Source organism: Marinobacter sp., from assembly GCF_965229985.1.
In the GTDB taxonomy this organism is placed as follows: domain Bacteria; phylum Pseudomonadota; class Gammaproteobacteria; order Pseudomonadales; family Oleiphilaceae; genus Marinobacter.
Map to the genome: position 1 here is coordinate 3,816,043 of NZ_OZ245935.1, position 14,608 is coordinate 3,830,650.

9 protein-coding genes and 1 tRNA gene are annotated in these 14,608 nt (G+C 55.6%); 3 read left to right on the top strand and 7 right to left on the bottom strand.

The window, feature by feature from the left end; all coding sequences use genetic code 11:
• Positions 1 to 103: 103 nt before the first annotated feature.
• Complete coding sequence (locus tag ACO06L_RS17460) at positions 104 to 1,468, top strand: aminoacyl-tRNA deacylase and HDOD domain-containing protein (RefSeq protein ID WP_202347944.1); 1,365 nt, start codon at positions 104 to 106, stop codon at positions 1,466 to 1,468.
• Positions 1,469 to 1,812: 344 nt separating this feature from the next.
• Here ACO06L_RS17460 and ACO06L_RS17465 read toward each other — a convergent pair whose 3' ends face one another.
• From ACO06L_RS17465 to aupA, 4 genes are all read right to left on the bottom strand, one after another.
• Positions 1,813 to 2,268, bottom strand: coding sequence for a DUF2489 domain-containing protein (locus ACO06L_RS17465; protein WP_202347943.1), 456 nt, complete (start codon positions 2,266 to 2,268; stop codon positions 1,813 to 1,815).
• 20 nt (positions 2,269 to 2,288) lie between these two features.
• Entirely contained in the window at positions 2,289 to 4,583 is a 2,295-nt protein-coding gene (locus ACO06L_RS17470) for a molybdopterin-dependent oxidoreductase (RefSeq protein ID WP_202347942.1), read from the bottom strand.
• A 157-nt stretch (positions 4,584 to 4,740) separates the two neighbouring features.
• Complete coding sequence (locus ACO06L_RS17475) at positions 4,741 to 7,968, bottom strand: Ig-like domain-containing protein (RefSeq protein WP_202347941.1); 3,228 nt, start codon at positions 7,966 to 7,968, stop codon at positions 4,741 to 4,743.
• Positions 7,969 to 7,980: 12 nt separating this feature from the next.
• Positions 7,981 to 9,321 carry an alkane uptake protein AupA gene (gene aupA / locus ACO06L_RS17480; protein ID WP_202347940.1) on the bottom strand — a complete coding sequence of 447 codons (1,341 nt, stop codon included), beginning with the start codon at positions 9,319 to 9,321 and terminating at the stop codon, positions 7,981 to 7,983.
• Positions 9,322 to 9,892: 571 nt separating this feature from the next.
• Here aupA and ACO06L_RS17485 point away from each other — a divergent pair.
• Together ACO06L_RS17485 and ACO06L_RS17490 are read left to right on the top strand one after the other, a co-directional pair.
• Entirely contained in the window at positions 9,893 to 10,534 is a 642-nt protein-coding gene (locus ACO06L_RS17485; protein ID WP_138103111.1) for a PEP-CTERM sorting domain-containing protein, read from the top strand.
• A 208-nt stretch (positions 10,535 to 10,742) separates the two neighbouring features.
• Complete coding sequence (locus tag ACO06L_RS17490; RefSeq protein WP_064228382.1) at positions 10,743 to 11,132, top strand: phage integrase; 390 nt, start codon at positions 10,743 to 10,745, stop codon at positions 11,130 to 11,132.
• Positions 11,133 to 11,491: 359 nt separating this feature from the next.
• Here the strand turns inward: ACO06L_RS17490 and ACO06L_RS17495 are convergent, their stop codons facing one another.
• From ACO06L_RS17495 to rpoD, 3 genes are all read right to left on the bottom strand, one after another.
• Positions 11,492 to 12,139, bottom strand: coding sequence for a DUF3800 domain-containing protein (locus ACO06L_RS17495; RefSeq protein WP_421846202.1), 648 nt, complete (start codon positions 12,137 to 12,139; stop codon positions 11,492 to 11,494).
• 407 nt (positions 12,140 to 12,546) lie between these two features.
• Positions 12,547 to 12,623, bottom strand: a tRNA-Ile gene (locus ACO06L_RS17500).
• A gap of 96 nt (positions 12,624 to 12,719) precedes the next feature.
• The gene (gene rpoD, locus ACO06L_RS17505) at positions 12,720 to 14,564 is read right to left on the bottom strand and encodes an RNA polymerase sigma factor RpoD (RefSeq protein ID WP_064228536.1); all 1,845 of its coding nucleotides are present in this window, start codon (positions 14,562 to 14,564) and stop codon (positions 12,720 to 12,722) included.
• Positions 14,565 to 14,608 lie beyond the last annotated feature (44 nt).

Genomic DNA, 14,608 nt, shown 5'->3' on the forward strand with positions numbered 1-14,608 from the left:
AGTTCAGTCAACGTCAGGGTCATTTCTTTGCCCTATACTGAACTCAGTGTGATTTTCAGGTTCGGGTTATCCGACGGAAAACAGCAATATTCGGGAGAAATATATGGAATTACCTGTCGCAGTTCAGCAGGCTCTGGGTGATACCGCAGCCGGCGTATCCCTGAGGGATGCAGGCCAGGCGAGCCAGAAAGAACTGTTGCGAATGGTTCTGCTCAGTGATGAGCAAGGGAACCTCCAGGTAATCTGCCGCCGCGACGATCTGATTGACCTGGAACAACTGAACAAACAACTGGGCCGTGATCTGCGCCTAATGAAGCGCCGCGAACAGTTGCGCGTTCGGGAAAGGGCGGGCCTCAAGGCGCTCCCGGCATTGCCATCACTGACAGGCTGGCCAACCGTGGTCGATGAGCGCGTGGATGACCTGCCCGCCGTGGCGCTCGAATTAGGCGAGCAGAACCTTGCGATGGTCATGCCAGCAGAGGATTTCCGGGCCCTGACAGCCAAGGCTGATCGACGCTCCTTCGCCGTTGCGCCGGAATCCATCAACGTTAACCTTGACGACCACGGCAGGGATCGGGACCAGTTCCATTCCGCCATCAAGAAATTCACCGGCCTGAGAATACAGCAACGACTGGAAGATACCCTGGAGCTGCCGCCGCTGCCGGAAACCGCCCAGCGAATTATCCACCTTCGGGTCAATCCCAACGCTGTCATGGGTGACCTTGTAGATATTGTCGAGAGCGACCCGAGCCTCGCGGCGCAGGTTGTAAGCTGGGCCTCGTCCTCATTCTATGCGGCAGCAGGTCAGGTAAAGTCGGTGCACGACGCGGTTTCCCGGGTGCTCGGATTCGATCTGGTCATGAACCTGGCCATGGGGCTTTCTCTCGGGCGGGCGCTCAAGCAGCCCCAGGATCACCCGGAGGGCTACGTGGATTACTGGCAACAGGCAATCTGGCAGGCCCAGTCAGCGGGTATCCTGGCTAGCATGATGCCCCGTGGCGAGCGGCCAGTGTTCGGTCTTGCCTACCTTGGTGGACTGCTCCATAACTTTGGTCATCTGGTCCTTGCGCAGGTGTTCCCACCTCATTTCAAGCTGGTTTGCCGTTCTTTGGAAGTGAATCCTGATATCGATTCCTCTGTGACCGAGCACTATCTGCTTGGGATCACCCGGGAACAGATCGCAGCCCAGTTGATGGAGAATTGGGGTATGCCGGATGAGGTCACCCTCGCGATCCGTTATCAGAAGAACCCCTCATACGATGGCAGCCACAGCGTCTATGCCCGGTTGTTATGGCTCGGACGTCAGCTGTTAACCGCCCGGGGTGTGGCTCTGGGCGCGGGGAAGGAAGTCAGTCAGGAGTTTTATGACGCGCTGGGGCTCGACCGGGAGCAAGTTGAGGAACAGTTTGATGAGCTGATTAACAGCAAGGATAGTGTCATGGCCATGGCGGGTATGATGAGCCAGTAGCGGGTGCCCCTTCCGAAAATCCCCCCAAAAAAAGCCGGCCCCAAGGCCGGCAAGCTCACCCGCTTTATTGCAGTGTCGTCCAAACTTATCAGGAGAAAACAACGTTAGGTGGCACCTTCCGCAGATGATAGGTGCCTCCCTGTTTTCAATTTAGACCCTGATGGAAAAAAGAAAAGTCAATAGTTGTAACCGGGAAGGAATGAGCAGAGTGTCAGTTTTTCAGGTCGACAGAACCTTTTGATTTGTTGAGCTAAAATATCTGTTTTACTGCTATTTCAGTTACAAACTGTTACAAAAATGAGGTCTGACCAGTTGCACTGTGTACTTGGTCGCCAGCGCAAAGCCTAAAAGGAATGGTGTCGGATGGCGGTTGCCGCTCGGCGAATCGCGTCGGCGTGCTTTTGCTCAACCTCAAACCGTTCCTTGTCCATTTTATCCACGAACTTCGTTTCTGTTGCCTGCCGAGCCCTGTGGGTGGGCATATGCTGCAGTTGGTCATGAACCTCCTGGAAAACCCTGAAAGGCGCCTGCTCCAGCAACTCCGGGGCAATGTGGTCCAGCAGGCCCTTGAGTCTCAGGCAGGCTTCCGAGTACTCGATCTGGTCCTCCTCGACCGCCATAGCGATGACACGAACACTGCGGATCATGTCTTTTCTGCGGTTCGTCTGGAACTCCTCAGCCTTGGCCTGCCGCTTGCGGTTTTCCGACAGCAATTGCACTTGACGGCGGATAAACACTGCCAAAAGTATGATGGCAACCAGGCCGGCAATAATCAGACTCCACTGCAGCCACTGGGGCATTGTCCGCTCCTTTTTTCGAATCAGGCCCGTTTACGTTGGCGCTCCGGGCGCCAGACTTTGACAGCAACAGGCTGTCCATTCAATACGGAAGTACCCGAGAGCGGATCAGTGGGGCCGTCGCTGAGAACGTCATTGATGCTGGCGCCAGCGTGTGCAGCCGCCACCGACTGGCCGGTTCCCTCCCGGTCGTGGCCCCAGCCGTGGGGAATCGACACCACGCCGGGCATAATATCTTCAGAAATCTCGACTGGTAGCACAATCTGTCGGGAGTCAGATGCGATTTCCGCCGAGTCAGCGGCCTGCAAACCGAGACGACTGGCATCTCTGGGGTGAATTATCAGGGTGCAACGATCCTTGCCCTTTACCAGTCGCTGACTGTTATGCATCCAGGAATTATTGCTGCGGACATGGCGTCTGCCGATCAGTTGCAGGGAGTCTCCGGTCGGCGCAGCCAGTGCATCGTGCAGCCGGCCGAGATCGTCAAGATAGCGCCTGGGCGCAAGGTTGATCTTGCCATCGCGTGTAAACAGGCGCTCCGGCAGGGATGGTTTCAGCGGCCCAAGATCGACACCGTTCGGGTTTTCCTTCAGGGCGCTCAGGGAAAGCCCTTTTGGTAGTTCCTGCCAGCTTCGGTTAAGAGGGCTGAGTTTGGCCAGTCCACGAAGCAGGTGTCGTTTCGGCAGAATGTCCATCACCAGATCGACGGCTGGCTGCAGCAATCCGCGCGCGCGCCCGGCATCGGCGCCGTAGGGGCCGGAGCGCAACAACAGATCGAGAATGGGATCCGGACCAATCTGCTTGAATGCGCGCCAGCCCAGCTCCGTGCGCAGGGGCAGGCGCCCGCCTTTCCGGATCTTTTCCAGCCGGTGGGCCAGTTCCAGTAAAATCTGCCAGTCATGACGGGTATCCGGGCCGGCATCGAACAATGCTTCGCTGTACTTGGCGACATTGCGCACCGCAAACATGCTGAAGATCAGATCGTAGTGGCTGCGTTCCAGCGCAGCTGTCGGCGGAAGAATGATATCGGCATGCCGGGTGGTTTCGTTCAGGTAATAGTCCACCGAGACCATGAAATCGAGGCCGCCCAGAGCCTCTTCCAGACGCCGCCCGTTGGGGCTGGAGAGCACCGGGTTGCCGGCAACGGTGACAAAGGCCCGGATCTGCCCTTCGCCGGGGGTCAGCATCTCATCGGCCATGGTACTGGCCGGGTATTCCCCGCCGAATTCAGGCAGTCCCTTTACACGGCTGTGGCGCTTGCCGAAGTGCCCTTTCTGCCCGGCCATGGCGCCCAGTTCCACCAGATCAATGGCCGGTTGAGAAAACAGCATGCCGCCCGGAAGATCCAGTTTGCCGGTCAGGATATTGAGGCAGTAGGCCAGCCATGTGGCAACACCGCCAAATGTCTGGGTGCTGGTGCCCATGCGAGTGTAAAGTGCCGCCTTCCGGGTTGTGGCTAGCTCACGGGCCAGTGCCCGGATATCCTTTGCGGAGATGCCGGTGTGCTCGCTGACAGATTCAGGGGTGAAGGAAATGGCCGCCAGACGCAGAAGGTCGACGTCTTTCACCAGCCTCTCGGCCGGACCCGGATCCACCAAGCCTTCTTCAAACAATGTATGCACCATGGCCATGAGCAGCAGGGCATCGCTTCCGGGCCGGATAAAGTGGAACTCGTCGGCCAGCTTGGCGGTTTCAGTCCGGCGTGGATCAACCACGATCATCCTGCCGCCGCGTTGCTTCAGGGCTTTGAGTCGCCCGCGGAAGTCCGGAACCGTCATCAGGCTGCCATTGGACGCCATGGGGTTGGCGCCGATGCAGATAAACAGATCCGTGTGATCGATATCCGGAATCGGAAACAGAACCTGATGCCCGAACATCTCCAGGCTGGCCAGCATGTGGGGCAGCTGATCGTTAGAAGTTGCTGAAAACCGGTTCTGGGTCCCGATGGCCCGCAGCAGCGGCATGGTGGCAACCAGAGAACCATGGTTATGGACGTTCGGATTGCCCAGGTACACGCCGATGCTGTTGCGACCGTGGTCCTGACGGGTCTGATGGAGTTTCTCCGCGACCAGATCAAAGGCCTCGTCCCACTCCATTTCCTGCCAGCCGGTCCCGGTTTTCCGAACAGGCTTCTTCAGGCGGTCCGGATCCTCGTGCAGGTCTTGCAGAGCAACCGCCTTCGGGCAAATGTGCCCCCGGCTCAATGGATCATTTTCGTCACCCTTGATGGAGGCAATCTGTCCGTCCTTCATTTCGATCGCGACACCGCACATGGCCTCGCAAAGGTGACAGGTACGATAGTGGGTGCCATTTTCCATGAAGGGCCTCTCCTGAAAATTGTTGTTTTGCTATAGCGGTTTCAATCTGCAACCAGATTAGCAGTAAATGACTTGGAGGGGGAAATAACCCTCGGTTGTACCCGGTGCAAAAAGGGCCAACCCGGAGGCTGGCCCTTTTCAGAGGTTTCAGAGCCTTTTACTGCTCTGCCGGGATTTCTTTGACCGGGTTTGAGATGAAGTTGAGGTAGACGCCTTGCTCGGGGATCTGCAGGGGCAGATCGATCGTCACAATTTCACCACCGGGAACCCCCAGGGCTCGCGCCCGAACGTTAATGTCGACCAGGTTGGAGTTGCGTTGCTCAATCTGCATCCTGCCGTCATCGAAGAAGGTGATATTGCCTTCAAGTTCAAGCACAAATTCCCGGCCATAAAGGTCGTGGCGGCCACCCAACGGAATTTCCATGTCGGGTGCATCAAGCATCAGTTCGGCGCGGGTCTTGAATACCGGTTGGCCATTCTCACCTTCGGTTATCACCCCGGGTATCAGGCCAGAGCGGCTGCAGCCCGGGCCGGAACACGCCGGATCGTCCTTGGCATAGCGCATGCGGAGAACCTGGGTATTGGTAATGGACTCCTCTTGAAGTGGGATAAATCCAAAAACCCGAAGCTCTGTAAACACACTGATCGATGTGGTCGCCAATTGCGTCGGATACAGGTTCACCAGAATCCCCTCATCACCGGTTGGTTCATACACGCCAGGGCCGACAACTTCTGTGTTGAGGGCGTAGGTCTGGTAAATGAACTTGTCCTTGGGGCACTGCTCACCGGTCTCGCAACCAACCCTCGCGTCGGCCGTGCTGGCGACGATGACAGGTGGAGAGGCCGAGGCCTGGTTATTACGGACCCTCAGTTTGGTTGAATTGGCTGAAGCGGCCCATCCGTCATCGTCGCTGCCCTCGTGGGCAAAAGGCTCAAGACAGTCCGGATTGGTATTGGAGTTGCAGTCCACCAGGAAGTTGGCGTTGGTATCGCGTACTGGCAGGTTCCGCAGCGGCGTGAACACGCTGTCCAGTGGCTCGGTTCCGGTGAAATAGATCACCATGTCATCTGGGCCGTTGTTGCCACCGCCGTCATCCAACCCTTCAAGCAGATCGGTTTTCAGGGCCAGGCCATCGGAATCGCAAATCGAGGTATAGGCTCCAGCCGTGCAGGTTCCCGCACCTTCAGAAGACTTGAGGGTATACCGGTAGTGCGCGCCGGCTTCCCAGGGCTGGTCCGGGTAGAAGCGTATCCGTTGGAGATTCTTTTCGAGCCGGCCAGGCACCTCGTTTTCAAGAACCGTGACGGAGCCATTTGGTTCCTGGCTCACTTTTTCAACGATAAACGTGTCGCCCGGAATGATGGAGTTCAGGTCCATGGACTTTGAAAAGACCACGGTAATGGGGCGATCTGACGGCATGGTGCTGACTGGCAGAGTGTCGCCGATACCCCCATCCGAATAACACTGGCCAAGTATGCCGGCGGAGAGGTCCAGTAGGCTGTGGTCGGTCTCGCAGGGATAACCGGGATAGGTTGTCAGGGCAAGGGCAGGGCGCCTGGTCACAGAGGAGTCGCCAATATCGGCCAGTGAAAACTGCAAGGGAGCCGTGGTAGCTGGATTTCCGGCCAGATCGGTTAAACCATCAATGACGACTTCGTAGTCAACGCCATGGCGCAGACCATCGCCAGGGTTAAGGGTTACGGCAGTTCCGTCCAGTCTTGTCTCAAGTGTCTCGACAGGAACACCATCGGCTATCAGTGAGACTCCCTGATTAATCGAGTCCGGGGCAAGGGGCTCATCAAAGAACAGAATGACCGGATCCCCGGGGCGCTGCATCGACTGGCGCGTATCCGGAATGGCGTTGTCCGGGCCGGGCATCCAGCTGACCAGGCTTGGTGGTGTGCTGTCCAGTTCACGGAGCATCTCGGCATCAAGCACTGAGTCGGCATCGGTGGCTGCCTGCAGATGGAACGCGATGGTCGAGTCGGTGTACTCCTGCCCAAGAAGGTTGGGTTCCACCATGCCAATGGCGTCGATGGTCAGCACCCCATCCTGCACCAGGGCGATACCGCGCAGTTCCACCCCCATCAGGTCCTGCGACAGAGCCGCGTTGGGCTGGGCATTTTCAGTGTTCATGGAAACATCCATAAACAACGTGATGTGCCGTGGTGCGCTCAGGTCGTCGGTATAGGGATTGGGGCTGAGATAGCCGGAGGCATCCGACAACATGGTGACTTTGATGTTACCGGTGGTCTGGAGTTGGCCGGTGGCGGCATCCAGAACCGGAACTTCGCCACCCACCAGAACGTCAAGGCTGGTGCTGTTCAGCACGCTGCCGCGGGCTATGCGCAACGGAAGTGCCTCATTAGCCTCGAACGCCGGTGCAAAGGCCAGCTCTGCAAACAGATCACCAGTCTGTTGGGAAGGGCCAGCTTCGCCCTGCAGAACTGAATTGAGAGTCACACCGTTGATGATCTGCCCATTCAGAACCGATCGGGTTGCATCCTCTTCCGCAGCGCCTGCCGCCAGGCCCGAATCAACAGCAGATTGCTGCAGTACGACTGTAGGGCCAGTCTCGCGGGGAGTAAATGCGATCTCCTCACTGAACCGTTCCGCGTCCGGCGCTGTCAGGCTGGCCAGGTTCTCGAAATGCAGCGTGTAGGTCTGGTTGGTATCCAGAACGTCGGCTTTGCTGCCACATTCCCTTGGGTCCTCGACCACACAGGGGTCAACGGTTATCCGGTTGCCTTTGACCAGAACCGTCACCGGTACTTCATCGCCGTTGCCATCAAGAAGCTGGATCGAACCGCCCAGGGCCTCCCACTCGGGGTGGACAGGGTGGGTCATTGCCAGACGGAAAGTAGAGAAGTTCATCGCCTCGAAGGGACTATTGTTTGCCGGCACCTGCCAGGCAATACCAAAACCCTCGGCCGAGTTGGTTGTGCTCGCTGGCCCGGAGAAACTGCCCCGGGTCTGGAACTGAATGCCGGCGTCACCTACCGCGTTGGGGGTTTCTATCTGCCGACCGCCTTCGGCAATCAGTGGCTCGCTAAAGGTCACCGTGTAGGCGCCGAGGTGATCGAGCTCTGAGGCAGGGGACAGCTTCAGACTCTTGCCCCCGTCCACCCGGCTGATCGAGAAAGGCACGGGCTGGCCCTGGGATTCAACCAGAATCTTGTTTTGCAGGTCCGCATCCTCGTCGGTCACGGCATGGCTGAAGCGCAGAACGACGTCGGCCTTCGGGCTGACATCCGCCTGCCCGTCGGCCGGATAGGAATAAATCACCGAGCCGGGAGAGACTGTCTCGTTCATGGTCTGTTCGTCGCCGCCACAAGCGGCCAGTAACAGGGCGGGAACCAGTGCCAGTGTTTTGTTGTATTTCATGGCGTGCCCTCCTTAAAACTTCAGGGTGATGGAGCCGCTGACAACGTGAACGTCGCCGTCTGCCGTAACCGGTGTTTCATTGCCGTCAAAATCCACCAGCGTGAAATCCCGTTCCTGCAGCTGCTGGTACTGGTAACCAATGTCCAGACGGACGGGGTAGGCCAGCAGACGGGTACGGTCGTAGGTGGCGCTCAGGCCCAGGCCGACGACAATCTTGTCGGTATCGAGATAATTGATCTCCGGATTACGGGTCGACTTGAGTGGTGATTCCTCATAGGCAATTCCGCCGCGCACGGAGAAGTTCTTGTTCAGGGCGTACTCGGCGCCGATCCGTGGAATCAGCACGTCGTCGAACTGAATCCGGCTGCCTGCTGGCACAGACTGCTGGTCCTTGATCGTGTCGGAAGAAAATTCGTTCTCCAGCTCTGACCAGTTCTGCTGCTCCACGCTGCCACCAATCCGCCAGTTTTCGCCCTTGTATTGAGCGCCAAAGCCGAAGGTTTCCGGCTGGAAGGAATCAATGGTAGAGACTGCCAGACTCAGGCCGGGATCCGGAATGGTCTGGGTGACAATGATGTTGGAGTCCACCGATGTGGAGGCTGCTGATTTCGTTCGATAGGTGAATGCGGTTTCCCAGCCGTTCAGGAAGCACTCGCTGTCTGGGCAAAACGTGCTGCCCAGATCAATGGTGGTGCCCAGAATGGTTTTCAGTGACGGCTCGGCATTGACGGCAAGACGTTCCCGGCTGGTCTCGCCACCAAGAGTAGATACCGCATCGAGGTTTGCCTGGGCGTCCAGGGTGACACGCACAGACGCACCAGCGGAGATGCCTCGCCAGATTGGCGTGGCGCCACCGATGTTCAGGAACAAAGGCTCCTTACCGTACTGCAGGAACTGGCCGTTCTCCGTGGTCTGCGAATCGAACGCCAGCATTTCCTTACCGTATTTCTCGACGCCGGCAATAAAGCCCAGATAGATCGGGTGCTTGAAGCGAGTCAAGGAACCCAGATTGGTTTTCATGCCAATCAGCACGTGCTGGCTCGGCGAATTGGCCAGGATGTCGCCATTGGTGGCATTCGGGTTGGCAGAGCGCAGCTCCTGCTCGGCGTGCAGAATGCCAGAGGTCAGCTCGCCACGCTCATCTTTGGTCAGATAGGCTGGGTTGTAATAGGTGGCTGACACCTGGTCATTGAACATGGATAAGGATTGGGCCGTAGCGACATCCACCGGCATAACGCCATAGGTGGTGCCAAGGTTGCCCATGCTGGCGTTAACTGGAACAGAGAAGCCGACAGTGGCGGCGGCGATCGCAAGAGACAGTGCCCTTGACCGGGAAAGGGAGGAAAAAGCCATTGATACACTCCATTACGTCGTTGTTTTTGTACTCGCGCCGCGCGGGTGGTGAGCACGGCTGGTATTTTTGTTCAGGAGGTAGTGTATTCGGCTTGTCTTTTCGGGACGTTGGCTTTTTTGACAAAAATGAGTGTCGGCAAAACCATGTATAAATACGCGATTGTCACATGGAAAGAATTCGCTCAGTTTCATAGCGACTAAAGGAAGTAGTGGTGCTAGCATCCACCGAAGTTCGCCTTTAAATACCGCAAAAGCCTAGAGTGGATGCCATTGTGTTTCAGCGCTGTTCTATTGGGCACAGGTGCCGACCCTAAAAAGCTTGTTACTTGTCCGCTAGACTTATTGCAACATCGTTGTCTACTAGGAAGCCATGCTGGACGCGGTCCCCTTGCGAATTTTGACGCCACTTGGCATGACTATCTATAGAATGCTTTGGGTTATTGGTGTCGGGAAATTTTACAGTCCTATGTTTGGCCTAAAGCGACGAAAAAAAGAAAACGTTTGAATACATAAACATGAAGTTTCTGGCCGTTTTTTTGCTTTTTGTTAGATATGGAGTCGTTGTGGATTAGTGGTTGCAACAACGATTTATCAACCGGATTTAGTTTTTGGGGAAAAAATCATGACTTCGATGCTTCGCAGTAAGTTGGCCAGTATCGTTCTAACATTTGTTGGGCTGGCACCTCTGACCGCATCCGCTGGGTTGCTGACATTTCAGGGGGCGACGTTTTCCTCATCGTGGGCCGGAAACACGATGAATCTTCAGATTGATGCTGATCCTGCCGACCTCACAGGTGATTGGGCCAGTGCGCTCACGATTGATTCTATCGCTATCAACGATGTGGGAGCAGTCTCCAGTCCAAGTGATATCTTTCTGGCTGGTCCTGGTACATTTGGAGGTAACATTAATGGCTGGGGTTTAAATGCCAATGGATGCCAGGCGCTGACCGGTGGAATCAATCACCCATGTTGGACTGGTTCAGCGAACTTGGCCGACGGTATGCTGTTTTCCTTTACCTTTGACTCGGGCGTTGCCAACTACACTGACACACCGCACCTGAAGGTTCGCTTTCTGGATGAAAGCGGAAAAAAAGCAGGCAGTCTGCTTTCCATGGATCTCGGGCCCAGCGTACAAGTGCCGGAGCCGGGTTCGCTGGCACTTCTAGGATTTGGTCTGTTATCGCTAGTCGGCCTTCGCAGAAGGCGTGTCTGATACCACCTCAACACCTGTAGTGCGCCCCCCTTATTATGCTCTGCCCTTGGAAATCGGACATCGATCTGACTTCCAGGGGCAGCAGTAAAATTCATTAAGCGTTAGATTATTTCTGCAATTACCGACTTAGCTGGTTGCACTCTCAGCTTTTTGAGTCATGTCATCGTCAGATTCAAGCCTGTCGACTTTGCACTTATTGCAGCCCCGGTTGGATTCCGGTATTTCAGAGAACACCCAGAACCATGAGCAGGCCTATCTCACAGCAGTATTTAACGAGCTGATCCGGCAAGGCCATTGGAAAGGGAAAAACCCGTTGGAAAAGTTACGTCGACTGAAAATCGACGAGCCCGAACTGCCGTTCCAGTCCTGCTTCAGCGCCTTCAGATCCGCCCTTGAGAGAGGCGGCATCAAATTAACAAAAGGGCAACTGACTCATATTTGCAGGCACACGCTCGCCAGTCACTTCGTGATGAATGGAGGTCATATACTGACACTGCAGAAAGGCCTGGGACATTCAGATCTGAAGCTGACAATGCGGTATGCGCATCTGGCCCCGGATTACTTGAATGAAGTCGCCGAGAAAGGATCTCTGGCCTGAGCAATGAATTCAAGCTGCAGTTTTATCAAGTCCGCGCTTATAGTGCCGGGTTTGGAAGGGAAGTAGGGCTTTCATAAACGGCCTGAGATCGTGATCGAGACTCTAGGATTGTGCCAGCCCGTCGATACGCTCCCGGGACAAACGCTCAGGAAGGTTCGCCTTCGCATCAGAGGCGACGGGACACAGACCTGATGCCAGACTTCAAGGGCTGCTTTTACAACCTCTTGGTCTGTCACACGGTCGAGTCCTTTGTGTGCGACGTTAAGTAAGGAATTCGTGAAATATCCGCGTTGATTTCGTTGTCGAGGTTTTTATAGTTTTGGGCATTTTTTCTTGCCAATCAAAACCATTTGCCGGATTCAACGAAACATGTACACCGACGATTTTTGAGATATTCCGTCATTGACAGTTATGCCGCCGGAGTACCTGAAAACTCCGTTGTTTTTCTCAACCTGGTATCTGTACTGGAGATTTCTTAGCCGATCTGAATATCGAGATTTGATCAGAGCATCCTTTTGATGCAGATGTATCGACTGAATATAACCGTCACAGTAGGTTTTGGTGGCTATGGGAAATAGCAAACTCGATGAAATCCAGTCTACCATTTGCAGTCCTGCGTGGTTCTCGCTGTGGCCGAATAAGGGCATCTCCAGAACTCTGTCATACCGGTCTCCATTCACCTTGAACTTCTGGGTGAAGACGGATTGGGATACATTTTGATTCTGTGCAGGAGTGCGTGAGTCCGCAATTACAATTCCATTTCCTTCTCGCTCCTCAAGGAAAGACTGGAATGCTTCACAAATCTTTTGTATCGACGCGGAGTAAACTTTCTTTCCGTCGAAAGCCCCACCCGGCGGCTTTACATATATTCTAGACACTATTCGACAGTTCAGTCTTTCCAGTAGGTCCAGAGTTTTGTCCAGCCACCCAAATGCCCTGCGTCGAGTGTTTCGGCCTTTCTTACGAATATCCGTACGCAGATCAGACCCTTTTATCTCGTATAAAATGAGTTAAAGGTCGTGCTGAAGAGACCCAGCGTGCCTCGGATTGAATGTGCGCTTTAGGTGTAGGTACTCCCGCGTTAACTCGGCAATATTTTCTTGAGGTACGAATAATCCAGTAATTACGATGCATGGCTGGACGTTGCTTGTTCTTGAAGGGAGTTGGCCTGGGCAACCGGCTTCGTAGACGTAGCAGATGTAGTGCATAATTTTCTTGGTCTAGAAACAACTAAGGCCGCAAAAAGCGGCCTTAGGACTTGTCGCCCAAGTATTACTTGGCATCGACGGATACTTATGTATCTGGGAGCAAAACCTGCACCTTGTAAGGTGTTCCTGTCAACTAATGGTTGTTGACAGTTGGTTGACACCATTCGGATGAAATCTAAGGCGTTGGCTGGTAAGTCATTGAAATATGGTGGGCCCAGCTGGACTCGAACCAGCGACCAAGGGATTATGAGTCCCCTGCTCTAACCAACTGAGCTATAGGCCCGTTCAGCGAATGCTGTTTTGAAAGGTGTTTCCTGGGGGGAAACAAAGCGGGCGCCATTATACCGGTGAGGTGTGGCGCCCGCTACTGTTGTGGTGCTTATCCGTTGCCCTGATCGTCGATAAAGCCGCGCAGGTGATCGGAGCGTGACGGGTGACGCAGTTTGCGCAGGGCCTTGGCTTCGATCTGACGGATCCGCTCCCGGGTGACGTCGAACTGCTTGCCGACTTCTTCCAGGGTGTGGTCGGTGTTCATCTCGATACCGAAGCGCATCCGCAGAACCTTGGACTCGCGGGCGGTGAGGCCGGCCAGTACCGAGCGGGTGGCTTCGCGCAGGCCTTCGGCAGTGGCGGAATCCACCGGGGATAGGGCCTGGATATCTTCGATGAAGTCACCCAGATGGCTGTCTTCGTCGTCGCCAATCGGAGTCTCCATGGAGATCGGCTCTTTGGCGATCTTCAATACCTTGCGGATTTTGTCCTCAGGCATTTCCATGCGCTCGCCCAGTTCTTCCGGCGTGGGTTCGCGACCCATCTCCTGCAGCATCTGCCGCGAGATCCGATTGAGCTTGTTGATGGTCTCGATCATGTGCACCGGAATACGGATGGTGCGGGCCTGATCCGCGATAGAGCGGGTGATGGCCTGACGAATCCACCAGGTGGCGTAGGTCGAGAACTTGTAGCCCCGGCGGTACTCGAATTTGTCCACCGCCTTCATCAGGCCGATGTTGCCCTCCTGGATCAGGTCCAGGAACTGCAGGCCGCGGTTGGTGTACTTCTTGGCGATGGAAATAACCAGACGCAGGTTGGCCTCAACCATCTCTTTCTTGGCACGGCGTGCCTTGGCCTCGCCGATGGAGACGCGACGGTTGATTTCCTTGATGTCGGCAACGTCCAGATCCACTTCGGTCTGCACGTTCTGGATGCGCTTCTGCAGGCGAACAATCTCGTCAATACGCTCGGCCATGGGCGCTGCGTAAGGCTTCTTGCTCTTGGCGATCTTCTCGGCCCAATCCAGGTTGGTCTCGTTGCCCGGGAACGACTTGATGAAGTCCTTGCGGGGCATTTTGCACTCGCGAACACAGATTTGCATGATCGCGCGTTCGTTCTCACGAACCAGGTCGTTGGTGGAACGAACCACGTTGACCAGCTCGTCAAACGCCTTGTTGGCAAGCTTGAACGGTGCGAATACCTGGCCCAGCTCGTTCAGGGCTTCCTGGGTTTTCTTGTCGGAACGGCCGTGCTTGGCCAGGGCCTTGTTGGCGGCATCCAGCTTTTCGTTGAGCAGTTCGAACCGGAGGCGGGTCTCTTCCGGATCCGGGCCGTTATCGGTTTCTTCTTCCGAGGAATCGTCGTCATCGTCGGACGAGGAATCGGAATCGTCGGAACTCTCGGTGGTGGTTTCCTCACCCATGAACGGCTCGGCGTCGTCCGGATCGAGGAAGCCCGTTACGATGTCGCTGATGCGGCCTTCGTTTTCGAGAATACGGTCGTAGGCCTGAATGACTGTGCCGGCAGTACCCGGGAAGTGGGCAACGGCGGCCATCACATCGCGGATGCCTTCTTCGATGCGCTTGGCGATAACGATTTCGCCTTCGCGGGTCAGCAGCTCGACGGTACCCATTTCGCGCATGTACATGCGCACCGGATCCGTGGTGCGGCCAGCATCGGTTTCAACGGCGGCCAGAGCGGCGGCGGCTTCAGCGGCGGCGGCTTCGTCAGCGGTGGAGTCGCCCTCGGTCATCAGCAGGGTATCGGCGTCTGGTGTTTCTTCGCACACCTGGATACCCATGTCGTTGATCATGCGAATGATGTCTTCGACCTGATCCGGGTCGGCGATGTCTTCCGGGAGGTGGTCGTTTACCTCGGCGTAAGTCAGGTAACCTTGTTCCTTGCCTCGTGCAATGAGGTCTTTCAAACGTGATTTTTGCGAATTGCCTGACATAGACACCCTGTGAACTCGCTTTTAGAAGGAAAAAAGTTAAACAG